The sequence below is a fragment of the Neobacillus sp. DY30 genome, assembly GCF_030123065.1.
Taxonomy (GTDB): Bacteria; Bacillota; Bacilli; order Bacillales; family Cytobacillaceae; genus Neobacillus.
Genome location: NZ_CP126093.1, coordinates 3,458,443 through 3,474,755 on the forward strand (window position 1 = coordinate 3,458,443; position 16,313 = coordinate 3,474,755).

The window sequence follows — 16,313 nt, forward strand, 5'->3', positions numbered from 1 at the left end:
GGAGGAAAATATATGAAAAAGTTGTTAACATTACTTTTTACTAGTTTGATTGTTTTATTGATGTTTGTAGGCTCAGGGAATGTAGCTTTTGCACACGAGGGTGAGGAAGATTGTTTTTGTGATTCCTTTATAATTCTAGATGGTGCCGAAAAAAACAAAATTGTTGCGGAGTTTTTAGCAAGTGACGAGTTTAAGACATTAAAATTAACTAACTTAGAAAGCGGCTATAAATGGAAGGGAATTAGTAAAGCTGAAGTTACCAGATTTATTAAGGATGTTCACTTAGTTCCCAATGATCCAGAAAGTCCAGTGATTATTGAAACTGGTGCTATTGGTGTTGCTGTACCCTTTTTTACAAGTGATGGAAAGTTGGAAGTATTCTATTTCCTAAATGGAGAACCTGGTGGTAGTCAAGTGATTGAATAATACATTTAAAAAAGCTGGCTAAATGCCAGCTTTTTTCTATTCTTCTTCCTCATCCATAATCTCCTCAAAAGCTGCCGAAACTTTATCAAATTCTTCATCGCTTTCGATTGCAGTTAAATCTCCATCTTCGTCCACTTTCAAGAAGAAAATATCAATATCTTCGTCTGTTTCCTCTTTAATATCTTCCACAAAACCTACCGCCACATAATTGGTTCCTTCTATATTGATGGAAGCTAGTACTTCTACTTCTTGTTCTTGCTCTGTTTCATCACTGATTGTAAAAACTTCGCCTACTTCGATATTAGCCATGTTGTATTCTCCCTCTTATTTAGAATTAGTATTTCATTCCATCAGTATCTCTAAAACAGTTGGAAATAATGCTTAAAAATAACTTATTTTTGCTCAATGACTTTAATAAATTCGCGCATATAATCCGGTAAATCCGGTGGGCGTCTGCTTGATACAAGATGTCCGTCGACCACAACCGGTTCATCATACCAAGTTGCACCGGCATTCTCCATATCATCCTTAATTCCTGGTGTACTAGTTACCTTTTTGCCCTGCAAGATTTTTGCAGAGATTAAAACCCAGCCAGCATGACAGATTTGCCCAATCGGCTTCTTGTTTTGTTCGAAATGTTGAAGCAGTGAAAGGACTTCAGGAAAGCGGCGAATCTTATCGGGTGCCCAGCCTCCTGGAACCAAAATGGCATCGTACTCTTCTCCTTTAATATCACTATAGGAGAAATCCGATTTTGCCGGTACACCGTATTTTCCTATGTATTCATCCTCAGCCTTCTCACCCGCTAAATGAACAACTGCTCCTTCTTCTCTAAGTCTTAGTATGGGATACCATAATTCAAGATCTTCAAAATCATGATGAACAAGACTTACTACCTTCTTACTTGTTAAACGCATAATTGTTATCTCCTCCTTCTTGATTATTATGACATAGAAAAAACAAACCAACAAAAAAGACACCACTTTAACGAATACACAGTGGTGTCTTTCACATTACAGCCAACCAAAGAATCTAACCGTTTGGGCAATAATTAGAGGAACAAGGATCGCTATCACCGTTGGAATCAGAAAGGCCAGGAACGTCCATTTTTTACTTTTCGTTTCCTTATAAATATTTAATAGCGTTGTTCCGCACGGATAATGCAGCAGTGAAAATAACATCATATTTAGCGCAGTTAGCCACGTCCAGCCATGTTCAAGAAAGATTTGCTTTAAATCGACTAAGCTATCCACCTCTGTTAAGGATCCTGTCGATAGATAACCCATTAACAGGATGGGCAGGACAATTTCATTCGCTGGCAAGCCTAAAATAAACGCCATCATAATATATCCATCAAGACCTAGCAACTTTCCAAAGGGATTTAAGAACTCGACTGCATACATCAGAATACTGGTATCACCAATAAAAATGTTAGCAAAAACCCATGTTAGAATTGCTGCAGGTGCTGCAACTTTCACGGCTCGCATTAATACAGACCATGATCTTGTTAGGGATGAGCGGACCACCGTATCAAAAATCTTAGGTTTCCTGTACGGCGGAAGTTCTAACGTATAGTGGCTTGGAATCCCTTTTAATGCTGTTTTGGAGAGCACCCAGGAGACAAAAAAGGTGACAATGATACCAAACAGTACGATTCCGACAATCACTCCAGTTGTAACTAGTGATTTAAGCCCGCCTGTAAAATTGGCGGCCATGAATAATGAGGCCAATACAATTAACGTGCCCCAACGCCCGTTACAAGGCACAAAATTATTTGTCAATATCGCCAGCATACGTTCTCTAGGAGATTCAATAATCCTCGTAGAAATCACCGCAGCTGCATTACAGCCAAAACCCATAGCCATCGTTAAGGATTGTTTACCATGGGCACCTACCCTTTTAAACAAGCGATCCATATTAAAGGCAACACGTGGGAGGTAGCCATAATTCTCTAAAAGAGCGAAGGTTGGAAAAAAAATCGCCATTGGAGGCAGCATGACACTAATAACCCATGTTGTTCCACGATATAAACCAAGAACAAGAATTCCATGAACCCAGTCAGGTGATTGAATAAACGTAAAAAATGCAGTTAAATACTTCTCCATTGAACCAAAAAACTCTGCTAACATTGAGGATGGTATATTTGCTCCTGCAATGGTTAAATAAAACAATACTCCCAACATCGTAAGCATAATCGGAAAACCAAAGATCGAAGAGGTGAAAATCGCGTCAAGCTTTTCTGTCCTAGTATCTTTTTTGGATTCTGTATATTTTATCCCTTCCCTACATAGTCGGTGGCTATGTTCATAGAGCTGCTGAACAATATCATCTCGCAACTTAGCAGTTGAAAGCTGCTGCGCTTCTGTGTAAAGCTGTTCTATACTCATTCTTCTGCCTCCTTTTGTCCAAATCGCTTCGAGATTTCATTCAGTAATTTTTCATCACCATCCAACAATCTTAACGAAACCCAACGGGCCGACAATTGATTTCCAATAAACTCAGTAACTTTTGGTTCAATTTTCTTTATTTGCTCTTCAATATCATCAGGGTAGGTCGTTTGAACAGGTTGACATTCGATAGCCCCGGTCAGGATTCGGTCTATTGTATCAAGAAGCATAGGAAATCCTTTTTTGTTTCGGGCCGATATTTTAATGACTGGAACTCCTAACCGATTTGTTAAAACTCGCTCATTAATGTTAATCCCTCGTTTTTCTGCCACATCAATTAAGTTAATACAAATAATTACATTCTTTGTCATTTCTAAAACTTGTAAGGCTAAATTAAAGTTCCTTTCCAGGGATGTAGCATCCAATACAACCACAGTAACATCGGGTTTTTCGAACACAATATAGTTTCGTGCCACCTCTTCATCACTTGAATTGGAAAAAAGCGAATAAGTGCCTGGTAGATCAATCAAATGAAACGTTTTATTTTTATACTGAACATTCCCTTGTGCGAGCGAAACAGTTTTTCCAGCCCAGTTACCTGTATGCTGTCTTAAACCCGTTAAGGCATTAAATAAAGTACTTTTACCGGTATTCGGGTTTCCCGCCAAGGCCACTCGATAACTATTCCCCATCTGTCATCAACACTCCTTCTATCCGTGAGCTTTCCTCTTTTCTTAACGCTATTGTCGTCTGACTCACCCGAAAAGCAATTGGATCACCTAAAGGGCTTTTTCTAATGACCTCGACAATCGCCCCTGCAACAAAGCCTAAATCCAACAATCTTCTTCTCATCACGCCGTCCAGATTCAAAGAAGTAATTTGAATAAGATTTCCCTTCTCACCATCAACAAGTTTCATTGTTTTTGGTATGCTCATATCTCTTTCCCCCTTGTTAAAGTTTTTCCTTCGTGCAACTTTTTCTTAATTATATGCTAAAACATACAACTTGTGTTATGGTTTCGAAAAAAAAATTAGCTGCCTACTTTTAGGCAGCTAAAAATTAAAATTTAAGTCAATACTTCCCTTAAGAGTATTCCAAGTGTTATACCTATGAACATCGATGTAAGTGTACCCAATAGAAAATACTCTGCCCAGTTCCGGTCATCCATTTGTTTGAACCGTGCAATGGACTTAGCAGCGACGATAAATCCAATGGCTGGATAAGCACTATAAAAGGTCAACACTAAGACTAATAATCTCTCAATATAGCCAATCAATCTCCCCCTAGAGAGGTCATGTTTACTAAAGATTGTATAATTATATTCCTCCGCCAACACTCTATTACCCGTATGATTCTTTGCATATTGAGCCTCTTGCCGTTCGTTTTTGAATGTATATTTACCTTCAAAGGTTAAAAGCTGATTCGGCAGTGAACCTAACAGGATTTTTATCATATGCCCACTTACACTTGTGGCAAGAATCATAACAATAATAATAAATAAAATCGAGTTAATCGTACCCAACTCTTTCCCGTTCAGAAAAACTTCTTGAATTCCTGCAAGTTTAAACCCTAAAAAAATCCATGCAGCAAGCAGAATCATAGCAAGGTGTATCAGCTGATCAACAAGAAAAAAACTAGCTCTTTTTAAATTTTCTTCATTGGTTATTTTCAAGGTATCCAAGAGACGAATTTTAAGGATGTCGATAAAAAAATGGCTGCTAACAATAAAGACCAATGGAAAAATAAGACCATTATAAACACTCGTTTCTTGAAAAGAAAAAAGGTAAAAAACAGTCAGCACAAGTAGATTTACAAGGAAATGATGGAAGATATGCTTTTTTATATTTTTCATCTTATCTACTACCATTTCATCTGTCTGCAAGTAAAAATCCGCTATGAGATGGCCGAGAATAAGGGATAATAATGTCATGGAAACTCCTCTCTATCAGATTATTGCTTAAAATAATTTATTTTCAAATGATTTCTAATAGATTCCATTAATGATTCACTATTTGCTTTCACTTGGTTAAATGATTTTTCCTGCAATGAATCTAAAATCGTGACCAGTTCAGTAAAAATTTTAATGATTTCTTCAGATTTCCCTTTTTTGTAGTGACTCGAAATTGTCGGTGCTGTTTTTTCAAGCAGTTTTGCTACTGCCTTTTGCTGCTGTAAAATCAGATGGCAGGTAAAAACCTGTTCCTGAATAGGAGTTTGTTCTTTCAACATGATCATCTGAACACGTAATAATGAATTGATTAAAACCTCAAACTCATTGCGAAACTGGTTATATGGAAAGGGTGAATTATTTTGATAAAATTGATCAAGTTCAAATTTAAATAACGGTCTGACTTGCTCTTTTTTTAACAAATCATTTGCATATCTCGCCTGCTTAATTAACGGGTGGATCCACTTTTCAATATCGATTTCTTCTAACTCCTTATCACTATCACCAAAGGACAAACCAAAATAAGGGGTATGGTCACGATACCTCCAAACCCGGCTTATAAAAAAAGCGATAATATAGGCAGTAGAATAACCATAACCAGCAAAAATAATTTCATCACCCGCACGGTGTTTTACTTTACAATGGCCGGACTCCTGAGTCCAAACAGTAATCCAGTATACCAGCTCATCAAGGTAGTTGGTTAATTCTTCTCCCATTTCTGCGGATGAAGAGTTACTTACATCTAATATAAAAATTGAAACAGGATGATTCATCACTTACTCCTTTAATAAATTAGATTATATAGTCTAATTTTAATGAATATAGAGTAAATAGTCAAACTTCCATCCCATTCGATTAAAATGCTCCTAAATAACGGTAAAACGTCGCCACTCTAGCGGAAGTAATTCTCGATACTGCCTTTGTAAAAACCGGTCGTCTACGAGCACAATGGTTCCATGATCCTCTTCCGAGCGGATTAACCGCCCTCCTGCCTGTAATACTTTGTTCATTCCAGGAAATACATAAGCATAATCATATCCGCTTTTTTCCTTTTGATTAAAATGATCTTTTATCAAATTACGTTCATAACAAAGCTGCGGCAGGCCGACACCTATCACCACTACACCATTTAACCGGTCACCCTTTAAATCAACACCTTCTGAAAAAATACCGCCTAATACGGCGAAACCGATTAATGTCTCGCTTTGATTTGGTTTAAATTCTGCCAAAAATAATTCTCTTTCCTCTTCAGACATTCCCGCACCTTGAAGTAAGGTATTGATTCCAGGGAATTCTTTTTTAAATTGTTCATACACCGCTAGTAGATATTGATAAGACGGGAAAAAGACTAAATAATTACCTGGTCGATTCTGTACTAAGGCATGGATCATGGAGGCAATAGGCTCTTTGGTTTTCTCTCTGTCACGATATCTAGTCGAAAGCGGCTTGATAAAAATATCTGTCTGTTCCTCTTTAAATGGTGAAGGAATCGAAAGTGAATAATCGTCCTCTTGGCCGCCTAGTATATCACGATAATAAGATAGCGGCGACAGCGTGGCAGAAAACAAGGCTTTCGAACGATAGTTTTTTCCCATCTTCTGCAGCTGTTTGGATGGGTCGATGCAGAACAACTTTAGTGTTATATCGTTATTATTTTTCTCCCCATAGATGACAAAGTGGTCATCAAGTAATTCAACAATTTTCAAGAAGGCATTCACTTGAAAGTACAGCTCCAAAAGGTTTGGAGCATTTTCCTTTTGTAGAAAAAGCTCTGCACCTTCATTAAATTGGGTTAATAACTCAACCAGTTCTTCATCAAGCTGCTCTAAAGTAAATTCACTCTGTTCCGGATGATTCTTTTTCAAAGAGATAAACCAAGCATTTATCTTAGAAGCACCATCATAAACAATCTTATTAACCGTTTTAAATTCCTTTTTCAATTGAAGAAAAGAATATTTCTTTAAAGAGGCAGAAAACATTTCTCGACCTCGGTCAACCAGATTATGAGCTTCGTCGATTAATAAAACTGTGGACTTCTTCTGATCCTCAAACAATCGTTTTAACGAGACGCGAGGGTCAAAAATATAATTATAATCACAAATGACAGCGTCAACTGCATAAGCAAGGTCAATTGAGAATTCAAAAGGACAAATGGTATGCTTACGGGCGTAAGTCTCGATTACCTCACGATTCATAGAATTTTCATTCGATACGATATCTAATACAGCTTCATTTATTCGATCATAATAGCCATCAGCAAACTCACAATAATCCTTTTGACATTTCGTTTCATCCTTAAAACAAACCTTATCCTTAGCGGTAATCGTTACGGTTTTCATACATAACCCGCAGGACCGCATACGTTCTGCAGCCTCTTCTGCCGTTGTCCGGGTTATAGTTTTCGCGGTAAGATAAAAAATACGATTTAAATATCCTTCCCCCATGGCTTTGACTGCCGGGAAAAAGGTTGAAATCGTTTTGCCAATCCCAGTCGGAGCCTTTACAAACAAACTTTTTTCTTCTGATATCGTTTTATAAACAGCGCCAGCTAATTTCCTTTGTCCAGCACGGTAAGATTCAAATGGGAAAACCAGTTGTTTACTACTATTATTCCGTGCTTTCCGATGATCATGAAGTAATTTAGCATAAGGGTAATAACTCTCTGCTACCTCATGAACAAATATCTCTAAATCCTCAAGGGTAAAACACTGTTTATAATATTTTTTCTCATCACTCTCAACCTGTACATAGGTAAGCTGTACGAAAATTTCCTGTAACTGATGATCCTGAGCATAAATATAAGCGTACATTTTTGCTTGGGCCCAATGAACAGGAAGACCTTCTTGTCCAAGGTGTTCCAAGTGATGAGAGGTGGATTTAATCTCATCTATGATTACCTCTCCGTCGCGGAATAATAATCCATCACATCTGCCATCAATTGTAAATACAAGGTCTTTAAAAGACAGGTCAGTCCGGAGATAAACTTCCTTTTGATCTGATTCTTGATAGGTATGTTGGATTTTTTGGTGAATTCTTGTTCCATCTAACAACGTGGACTGTGATCTGAACTTGGAATCAATACTGCCGCTTCTATAAACATGTTCCACAAGCGTTCTAACCGCTATTTGTATGGTAGTTGCCAAGAATATCCACCTACTCCAAAATAAGAATATATGTTTGTATATTATTATAACAGAATCCGATACATTTGGGACAATTACTCAAAAATCTATCTTCACCTTATGGAATGAACAAAAAAAATAGAGAACAAGAATCTCGCTTGTTCTCCATTACTTATTATGAACGAATTTGACCTGTCCCCTGCACGATTGCTTTTGTTGTAGTAATGGCTTTTAGCCCCATCGGTCCGCGAGCATGTAGCTTTTGTGTGCTAATTCCAATTTCAGCACCATAGCCAAATTGTTCCCCATCAGTAAAACGGGTGGATGCATTATGATAAACAACAGCTGCGTCGACTGCTTGGAAGAACAACCGTACATTTTCATCTTTTTCACTTATGATCGCTTCCGAATGCTTTGTACCGTATTGGTCAATATGTTGGATGGCTTCCTTCACACCTTTAACTACTTTCACGGCTAGAATTGGTGCTAAAAATTCATTCTGCCAGTCCTCTTCAACTGCTATTTTTACAAATGGGTATTGAGCAGCAAGCTCTTCATCACCTCTAAGCTCAACACCTTTTTCCTTTAAGGAATGAACCACCTCTGATATATATGGCCAATTCTGATGAAGGAGAAGGGTTTCAGCAGCATTACATACGGATGGACGATGCAATTTTGCATTTATTGTAATATCAATCGCCATTTGCTTTTGTGCACTTTCATCAATAAATATATGACAATTCCCAACACCCGTTTCAAGCACAGGTACTGTCGCATTTTGAATAACAGATTGAATCAAACCGGCACCGCCGCGAGGAATCAGCACATCAAGATATTCATTTAGTTTAAACATTTGCGAAGCTGTTTCCCTACTCGTATCCTCGAGCAGCTGAACGGCATCTGCCGGAATTTTACTATCGGCTAGAGCCTCACGCATTACTTTAACAAGGGCCTTATTAGAGTAAAGAGCCGAAGTGCTTCCTCGTAAAAGAACAGCATTTCCCGCTTTTAAGCACAGGCTGCCTGCGTCAACCGTAACATTCGGACGAGCTTCATACACCATTCCGATGACACCGAGCGGAACACGAACAGTATGAATCTGTAAACCATTCGGGCGCTCCCAAGCTTCAATGGTTTCTCCAATTGGATCTTGGAGTTCAATCAACTGACGAATCCCTTCCACGATTTGTTCGATTCTTTCTTCAGTAAGCAATAACCGATCCAACAAAGAAGGAGAAAATCCATTTTCCTTTCCTGCTTGAATATCTTTAGCATTTTCAGAAAGGATCAATTCCTTTTCTGTAAGTAATCGGTCCGCCATTTTTGCTAAGGCTTCATTTTTCTCCTCTGTAGAGAGAATAGCAAGATCCTTTGAGGCTATTCTTAGTTTTTTTGCTTTTTCTAGTAATTCACTCATCACAACATTCACTCCTCTGGCAAAGAGACCCAGTTATTTCGATGGATCACTTCTGCACGTTTATTGATGGAATAATTTTTCGTTTTCTCTCCAGGTAATCCTTTAATCAAATGTAAATTCTTAGAAGAATAATAGATTTGTCCTTTACCAATCAATTCACCTCTTTGATTGTGGACCTCGACAACATCCATTGCACTAAAATCACCAATTACCTTCGTTACACCAACAGGCAGCAGACTTTTACCATTTGTAACAATTGCCTCTTCTGCCCCGTCATCAATTTCGACAATGCCAGCTGTATGAGAATGATAGGCGATCCATTGCTTTTTCTTTTGCATTTGTGTCTGAAAAGAACCTCCAATATAAGTACCGTCGCCTCTGCCCTCTAAAATAGTTAAGAGTTTTTCCTTCCCTTGACCTTTTCCGACAAAGACACTAACTCCAAATGAAAGAGCCTTTTTGGCTGCCAAAAGCTTTGATTTCATTCCGCCTGTTCCCACGGAAGAACCACTTCCTCCTGCTGCTTCAAGCAGTTCATCGTTTATCCTCGGAATGAAGTCATATTTTTTCGCATCCTTCATCACTTTTGGATTTCCATTATATAAGCCGTTTACATCTGTTAAGATGATTAAAGCATTGGCATGTAAAAACCCGCTGACAAGAGCAGACAGCATATCATTGTCCCCAAAGGTTAATTCCTCAATTGAAACAGAATCGTTTTCATTAATAATCGGTATAACGCCCCTTTGAAGCAGTTCCGACATGGTATTGTAGAGATTGTGGAAACGCTCAAGACTGTAAAAATCTTCTCTAGTTAATAGAATTTGGGCTGGGACAATACCAAACTCTTTAAATTGTAAATGATAATGCTGCATTAATAATCCCTGCCCAACTGCAGCGGCAGCCTGCTTTCCTGCTGTACTTTTTGGTCTCGTCTGATAACCAAGCGCCCCAAAGCCTGCTGCGACTGCACCGGAAGAGATCAGGATGACATCATGTCCTTGTTCTTTTATGCAGGCAAGTGCTTCGACATGGTCACGGATTTTCTCTTCAGAAATACTTCCTGAAGCTGTAGTTAACGAACTGCTTCCTATTTTTACTACTACAAGTTGTTTCTTCATCGTACTCTTACCCCTCTAAAAAAAATAAAAAACGACTCTTCTGTCCTTATAAAAAGGACGGAAGAATCGTTTCCGCGGTACCACCTTCATTGATGCGTTAAGCACCCACTTTGACTCCGTAACGAGGGAGAACGGCTCATGTTTTCATAAGCGGTGTAAAAAGGGCAGGTTCAATCTCTTTCCCGTGAGAAACCTTACAGCCTTTGGGTTTCACTCTCTATCACGTTCCCAAGTTTACTAATCCCATACCATTAACATTTTGTAATTTTATTTATTATCTAAAGAAATGAGTGAATTGTCAAGGATGTTTTTTGAAAATTAAAATATTACTTCTTTCTATCATCTTAGTCATTTGATAAAAGAGGTCCGATTAAATAATCGGATACTTTTTCTGAATCTAATCTTGCTGCGATAAATGGCGGCTGCAGCCCTTTTCCTCTTCCCAGCTGGAAGCCGAGCCAGAGAACATGGCCGTCAATAACAACAAACGGGAATGGACATCGATCCTCCTGCCATAAGTCGGGCTGTATGTCTTGCCATGATTTCTCCGATATAACAGTGAGTGTGGCTGAGTGACTGCGATGAAGTAACACATTAGTCCATGACTCAGGTAAAACAATCGTTTCAGGCAAGGAAATAACAATTGAAGTACGGGCATTTTCTATGTCCTTGAGGACCTTATCTAATTTTAGTGCATGAATCCACTTTAATTTAGGGTGCTGATTTCTAATCCAAGTGCCAATATCCTTTGTTCTAACACTTTGCTGATGTTTTTCTTGATATTCAACAAGCTGTCTAATTGTTTTCCGATTATAGACGTGTTTACGGATAAAAGCGACATTACATACGTGGATAAATTTCCCTTTAGTTCTTGTAATTGCTACATTAATAAGCCGTTCACTATCTTTTCCGGTTAATAGCATTCCCGCTCGTTCCTGTGGATTGGAATCAACCGTATCAAAGATCATAACATCTCTCTCACTTCCTTGAAAGCGGTGCACGGTAGCAGAAATGATATCTGCAGTTAACCGTTCTTTTTCATATAAATCCTGAAGCAAGAGATCCATTAAATTTGCTTGTGCCCGGTAGGGTGTTACATATCCAATCGAACGAGCACCGCTTAGATAGGCTTCATGAATCAATTGAAAAGAAATCAGAACCTGCCATAAATTTGACCTAGAATTAGAACTTTTTTCATTAATACAAAAAGCACCCATATAGCTTGTATCTAAAAGAATGGCAGCCCGTTCAGAAAAAGGGGCTTGTTCAACAATCCTTCTTCTGCTGTTTTGTACACTTTCATGGTCACCTACAAGAGAATGATAAATGTATTCATTGGTAAATGCAGAGATATCTGGGTGCATCCTTCGTTGTTCTTTCAATAAGAATAAATGCGGATGGAGCTTTCCTTCCTCCACCCACTCTGCCACACCTGCGCTATGAAAAATATCCTCTTTCAGCCATTCAGTAACGAGAGAGTCTCTAGAGGAAGCGATTGGCGGTAATTGTTTAAAATCTCCGCAGATGATTACTCTTTTACCAAGTGAAGCAGCGAATGCTGCCTGTGGTACGTACGCCATACTTGCTTCATCAACAATAACAACATCAAATTCCTTCCCATAAATAGCCGGATCACTTGCTGCTTTTGCAAGTGTGGACCCAACCACAAGGGCATTCTTCACAAACTCTATTTCTTTTTGACGTATCTTTTCAAGCACTCTTGCAATCTTTTTCTCAATTTCCAATAGCTGATTCGTATCTCTTTTACTAAAGGAACGTGCTATATCTTGTTTTAGGTTTTTTCTTTCTTCTATTAATACATTTTTATCTTCTACAAGACCGTGTTCATGTTTCAGCAAAAGCTGACTGGTCGTAAGTGCTACTTCATTTTCCTCTCCCACACCGGTATTTGATCCGTACCGAAGAACATCCCCTTCTTTAAAACGGTTTTTCTTTTTAATAAAGTCTGAAGTTTCACTGATTAATACATCGACTGCTTGGTTACTATGCGAAAGAATAAGCACCGTTTTTTCTTGGAAATATTTATTCGCTGCAACCCGTGCAAGGGTGTAAGTTTTTCCTGTTCCTGGCGGTCCCCACACAAAGGTGACGGGATTGTATTTTGAGCGCAGCACTAGTTCATGGACATTACTTTTAATCTTTTCCACAGGGTGCTTTGCTGGCATTGAAGGGTTCATTAATCGGTTGACTCTTAAACGTTTCTGCTTGCTATTGTTGACTTCATCTAATCGTTGATTGAGTTGTTCCAATAGTTCCCAAGGATCGTGATAGATATAAGCTTCAGGGATTAAATCACCTAACGATTGCTCAAACTGAACAATCATTCCCTTTCCCTCAGAAGAAAGGGTCCGGCCTCCTTGTTTAACTCCTCCCCATACAATCGTAACGGAAGAACCTACTGGTATTTTTAATGAAAAGGCAGTATCAAAATAATAAGTAAAAGTTCGATCGTTAGATAGCAGCCTGCCATTTGTCACTCTATATTTGTTACTGCCATATTTTTTTAAGTATAGTATTTCATTTTGAAGTGCCTGGTGCCACTCTTTTAAATAAACTGTCTTGGTCATCATTTTCATCCTTTAACTACTCTAAATGGTCAATTTACTATAGCATGTTTTATCAAAAAAAATAAATCTAACTCGAAAAAATATAAATCTTTGTACCTAGTAAATTGTTATACACAAGATAGTTTCGACAATAAATTTATTATTTACCTAGATACCTTCGTTGTAAAGCCAACATTAAATTTACTTTGTTTCTAATTGAGTCATTTTTCCTATTTTACTTCTCGATCTCGCGAGTATTTTGTCATATTTAAAAAGATTCCCTCGATAAAAAAATTGCTGTTAACGTGTGGCAAAGAAAGGTATTTTCAAACTTAAAATTGAATAGTTATTTAGTACCAGCCGCACATGGTTGAATACTCAAAACAGCTTAAAACAAGGTCTTTATTTCGAGAACGGTTTGTGACTTTTGACCGGATATCCCTAGGTTCTGTGGATATACATAGGCCATTTGCTTGGTAAAACCATTTCTCTAGACTGTTTAAGGAGGTAAAGATGAAACGAAGAGATTTTGTTAAATATGCGGGAGGCGGTCTTGCTGCATTGGTTGTAGGGAGTGTGATGCCTGCTTGGATTTCCAATAATTCTCTTTTTGCGGTTAAACAAGTCCAAGAACTCAAATTTACGATAACCGACGCTTTAAAGGACATGATCACGCACAACAAAAACACTAAGGCACAATCCTACTTCTGGTTGTTCAAAGAGGCCAATTTTCCTGCAGAAATTCCTGGACCTCATATCTTTACAACGGAAGGCAGTCTCATTAAAGTATCCATTACAAATGGACTTGATGAACCACATGCTTTTTTCATACCTGGGATGGTGAACAGTGGTCCTATTGCACCTGGAGCAACAAAAAACGTCCAATTTGTTGCTTCAAAGGCTGGGACCTATTTATATTACGATAATTTAAATGCTCCAGTAAACAGAATTATGGGACTGCACGGTGCTTTGGTTGTCATGCCAAATCAGGCAGCGGCCGGACATAAATTCACACCTTATGCTGCTCCTACACCAGCAGTGCAACAGTTATTCGATGATTTAGGAACGACCTCTCACTTCCCGGGACTATCATGGGAACAGGGTGACGATACAACGCATACACCAAAATTCAGACAATATGTGTGGATACTCCATGCTGTCAGCTCACGTCTTTTTGCTGAAGTTGGAAATTATCCGCTAGGAAGAGACTATCCAGCAGCACAATTTATCAGTGCGTACCAAAGAGATCGGTACAGGTCAGATGGTTTGAATCGCAAACCAGACTTTTTTACGATAAATGGGCAATCAGGGTGGTTTGCAGCCCACAACCCTTATATCACACCGAGTCATCGAGTTGGCGAACCTGCGGTGATTCGAATATTAAATGCAGGCCTATCTCTTCATTCCCTGCACATTCATGCAAATCATGTTTATGTAACAGGAGTGAATGGTGTTGTGCAGCAAAATCCCCTTTGGGTAGATACCTATACAGTCAAGCCGTTGGATATAATCGAATGGGTTGTTCCTTTTACAAGGCCGCCTGATGTTCCCAATGAGCGTGGGATTGGTCTAGCAGATAAACCGCTCATTTCCATCGCAAATCCAGCCATTGAAGGATCTGTTCCTCACCCTGTCTGGCCGCCGACAGAGGAGTTGAACACCCACTTTCCGAAGAAAGGAACAAAGTCTGGGAATGTTGATATCTCTGTTCAATTATCGCCAATTTGTTATCCTATGCACGACCACTCGGAAACCAGTCAATCTGCTCAAGGTGGGAATTATGGTATGGGCATGATGAGTGGATTAGATTTTATTGGGGATCGAAACACTCCAGGCGGAGTCACAACCTTTCCTGATGCTGTAATGAGTCATGGTCCTTATGAGACTGGTCCAGCAGCAGGGCATGAGAAAGCACATTAACAATTGCTTGCAACCATTTAAAAATAAACGGAATAAATAAAGGAGCAATGCTATGTCTTTTACAAATCCCCAACATCAGATTGCACGCAGGTCAGTGGTTGGTCATGAGGGTGAATGGGTGAAATCGTTCGATCCACCACAAGAGAGTCCGCCGACTCCTGAGCTTTTGATTCCAACGAATCCTGTACCTAAGTTTGTTGCTGAAACCATCCCTGGTGCAACTATGCAAATTCCAAATAATCAAAGAGTCCACCTAATGCACGGCAGAGATCTAACGATGTGGGACGGAAGAAAATTAAGATTCTTCCTAATTAGTAACCCTGATGTACCAGAGACATCGGAAGGAACCTTTCCTGGTCCGACGATCCGGGTACCGCGCGGTGTCGTTTTTCATAGTTATGTTGAAGCACATGGTCAACCTGCTCATACCATTCATTGGCATGGAATCGAGCCTACTGCTATGAACGATGGGGTTGGACACACATCCATGGAATTGGGAGAATACACATATCAGTGGCAGCCAAATCATATCGGCAGTTATTTTTATCATTGCCATCGAAGTACGATTCAGCATTTCGACTTTGGCTTATATGGGTTTCTGATTGTGGAACCACCTAACGCCTATGACGCTAGTGATGGAAAAAATGTCGGCGGCTATCCACGTCGTACAGCTGCTAACCTAGCGAAATATCCAAATTTCCCTGGTTTTGTTGGAAGCAGCCTAGAGAGTGGAAATCCACACGCCATGACCGTGCCTTATGATGTGGAAGCTCTTTGGGTAATTGATGACATCGATTCTGTTTGGCGTGAGCAGGCTGATCATGCGCATCAGACTTTCCCAAAGATGGGGGATGAACCAGGTGTCAATGATGATTTTCATAAAAATGACAGAGGTAGCTATGATTTCTTTGCCTTTCATGATTACAATCCTGATTACTTTGTCGTCACGGGAGTTAATTTTCCAGGACGCATAGGCAGTACAGTATCAATCCGACCTGGATTAACGGTTCCAGCTGGGCTAAATAGCGGTGTTGCTGGAATGCAGATTTCTATCAACGCTAAAAGAAATCAGACGGTCCTAGTCCGATTACTATGCGCTGCCTATACAAAAATAAAGATTACCTTTCCGGTTGATGTAGTGGTTATCGCTGTAGATGGCAGGGCACTCGGTGTTCCTCCATTTGGCCGTTACAATCAACCCTATACGATTCCAGGCGGAGAGCCTATTGAAATGTCGACTGCCCAGAGGATGGATGTGCTATTTAGGTCTAGCAGATCTTTAAGTTCTTTTGGTCAGATCGAATATAGACATCATTTGAGCGATGCATTCCTCATAAACGGTAGAATACCTATTGTGATAAAATAAAGAAATAGCGAAAAGTCCTAAGTACATCAGACTTAGGA

The 16,313-nt window shown here is 39.2% G+C and carries 14 protein-coding genes; 3 read left to right on the plus strand and 11 right to left on the minus strand.

Annotated elements, in window-relative coordinates; genetic code table 11:
* The first annotated feature begins 12 nt into the window (after positions 1-12).
* Positions 13-426, plus strand: a complete 414-nt coding sequence (locus QNH29_RS16830; RefSeq protein ID WP_283860532.1) for a hypothetical protein — start codon at positions 13-15, stop codon at positions 424-426.
* A gap of 36 nt (positions 427-462) precedes the next feature.
* On the opposite strand, the gene QNH29_RS16835 is transcribed toward QNH29_RS16830, so the two are convergent.
* The 11 genes from QNH29_RS16835 to QNH29_RS16885 all read right to left on the minus strand — a co-directional run bounded on the left by QNH29_RS16835 (position 463) and on the right by QNH29_RS16885 (position 13,010).
* Complete coding sequence (locus tag QNH29_RS16835) at positions 463-735, minus strand: DUF1292 domain-containing protein (RefSeq protein ID WP_283860533.1); 273 nt, start codon at positions 733-735, stop codon at positions 463-465.
* 83 nt (positions 736-818) lie between these two features.
* Positions 819-1,343, minus strand: coding sequence for a type 1 glutamine amidotransferase domain-containing protein (locus QNH29_RS16840; RefSeq protein ID WP_283860534.1), 525 nt, complete (start codon positions 1,341-1,343; stop codon positions 819-821).
* A 96-nt stretch (positions 1,344-1,439) separates the two neighbouring features.
* Entirely contained in the window at positions 1,440-2,813 is a 1,374-nt protein-coding gene (locus tag QNH29_RS16845; protein WP_283860535.1) for a nucleoside recognition domain-containing protein, read from the minus strand.
* Positions 2,810-3,505, minus strand: coding sequence for a FeoB small GTPase domain-containing protein (locus QNH29_RS16850; RefSeq protein ID WP_283860536.1), 696 nt, complete (start codon positions 3,503-3,505; stop codon positions 2,810-2,812). Before QNH29_RS16850 ends, QNH29_RS16845 begins: the two co-directional genes overlap by 4 nt.
* On the minus strand, positions 3,495-3,749 hold the full coding sequence (locus QNH29_RS16855) for a FeoA family protein (protein ID WP_283860537.1): 255 nt from the start codon (positions 3,747-3,749) through the stop codon (positions 3,495-3,497). Before QNH29_RS16855 ends, QNH29_RS16850 begins: the two co-directional genes overlap by 11 nt.
* Positions 3,750-3,880: 131 nt before the next feature.
* The gene (locus QNH29_RS16860) at positions 3,881-4,744 is read right to left on the minus strand and encodes a DUF3307 domain-containing protein (RefSeq protein WP_283860538.1); all 864 of its coding nucleotides are present in this window, start codon (positions 4,742-4,744) and stop codon (positions 3,881-3,883) included.
* Positions 4,745-4,764: 20 nt separating this feature from the next.
* Entirely contained in the window at positions 4,765-5,535 is a 771-nt protein-coding gene (locus QNH29_RS16865) for a hypothetical protein (RefSeq protein WP_283860539.1), read from the minus strand.
* Positions 5,536-5,628: 93 nt separating this feature from the next.
* Positions 5,629-7,905: an ATP-dependent DNA helicase gene (locus tag QNH29_RS16870; protein WP_283860540.1), complete on the minus strand. Its 2,277-nt coding sequence runs from the start codon at positions 7,903-7,905 to the stop codon at positions 5,629-5,631.
* Between the two features lie 154 nt (positions 7,906-8,059).
* Positions 8,060-9,301, minus strand: coding sequence for a glutamate-5-semialdehyde dehydrogenase (locus QNH29_RS16875; protein ID WP_283860541.1), 1,242 nt, complete (start codon positions 9,299-9,301; stop codon positions 8,060-8,062).
* Positions 9,302-9,309: 8 nt separating this feature from the next.
* Entirely contained in the window at positions 9,310-10,422 is a 1,113-nt protein-coding gene (gene proB, locus QNH29_RS16880; protein WP_283860542.1) for a glutamate 5-kinase, read from the minus strand.
* A 344-nt stretch (positions 10,423-10,766) separates the two neighbouring features.
* Positions 10,767-13,010: a DEAD/DEAH box helicase gene (locus QNH29_RS16885; protein ID WP_283865660.1), complete on the minus strand. Its 2,244-nt coding sequence runs from the start codon at positions 13,008-13,010 to the stop codon at positions 10,767-10,769.
* A gap of 492 nt (positions 13,011-13,502) precedes the next feature.
* Here QNH29_RS16885 and QNH29_RS16890 point away from each other — a divergent pair, with 492 nt between their 5' ends.
* The gene (locus tag QNH29_RS16890; protein ID WP_283860543.1) at positions 13,503-14,909 is read left to right on the plus strand and encodes a multicopper oxidase domain-containing protein; all 1,407 of its coding nucleotides are present in this window, start codon (positions 13,503-13,505) and stop codon (positions 14,907-14,909) included.
* Between the two features lie 52 nt (positions 14,910-14,961).
* The gene (locus QNH29_RS16895) at positions 14,962-16,275 is read left to right on the plus strand and encodes a multicopper oxidase domain-containing protein (RefSeq protein ID WP_283860544.1); all 1,314 of its coding nucleotides are present in this window, start codon (positions 14,962-14,964) and stop codon (positions 16,273-16,275) included.
* Positions 16,276-16,313: the final 38 nt, after the last annotated feature.

What these genes read in the sequence shown, in the direction of transcription:
- QNH29_RS16895 (WP_283860544.1), top strand. Translation starts at nt 14,962, where the DNA reads ATGTCTTTTACAAATCCCCAACATCAGATTGCACGCAGGTCAGTGGTT.
- proB (WP_283860542.1), bottom strand. Translation starts at nt 10,422, where the DNA reads ATGAAGAAACAACTTGTAGTAGTAAAAATAGGAAGCAGTTCGTTAACT.
- QNH29_RS16885 (WP_283865660.1), bottom strand. Translation starts at nt 13,010, where the DNA reads ATGACCAAGACAGTTTATTTAAAAGAGTGGCACCAGGCACTTCAAAAT.
- QNH29_RS16845 (WP_283860535.1), bottom strand. Translation starts at nt 2,813, where the DNA reads ATGAGTATAGAACAGCTTTACACAGAAGCGCAGCAGCTTTCAACTGCT.
- QNH29_RS16850 (WP_283860536.1), bottom strand. Translation starts at nt 3,505, where the DNA reads ATGGGGAATAGTTATCGAGTGGCCTTGGCGGGAAACCCGAATACCGGT.
- QNH29_RS16855 (WP_283860537.1), bottom strand. Translation starts at nt 3,749, where the DNA reads ATGAGCATACCAAAAACAATGAAACTTGTTGATGGTGAGAAGGGAAAT.
- QNH29_RS16840 (WP_283860534.1), bottom strand. Translation starts at nt 1,343, where the DNA reads ATGCGTTTAACAAGTAAGAAGGTAGTAAGTCTTGTTCATCATGATTTT.
- QNH29_RS16865 (WP_283860539.1), bottom strand. Translation starts at nt 5,535, where the DNA reads ATGAATCATCCTGTTTCAATTTTTATATTAGATGTAAGTAACTCTTCA.
- QNH29_RS16835 (WP_283860533.1), bottom strand. Translation starts at nt 735, where the DNA reads ATGGCTAATATCGAAGTAGGCGAAGTTTTTACAATCAGTGATGAAACA.
- QNH29_RS16860 (WP_283860538.1), bottom strand. Translation starts at nt 4,744, where the DNA reads ATGACATTATTATCCCTTATTCTCGGCCATCTCATAGCGGATTTTTAC.
- QNH29_RS16830 (WP_283860532.1), top strand. Translation starts at nt 13, where the DNA reads ATGAAAAAGTTGTTAACATTACTTTTTACTAGTTTGATTGTTTTATTG.
- QNH29_RS16890 (WP_283860543.1), top strand. Translation starts at nt 13,503, where the DNA reads ATGAAACGAAGAGATTTTGTTAAATATGCGGGAGGCGGTCTTGCTGCA.
- QNH29_RS16875 (WP_283860541.1), bottom strand. Translation starts at nt 9,301, where the DNA reads ATGAGTGAATTACTAGAAAAAGCAAAAAAACTAAGAATAGCCTCAAAG.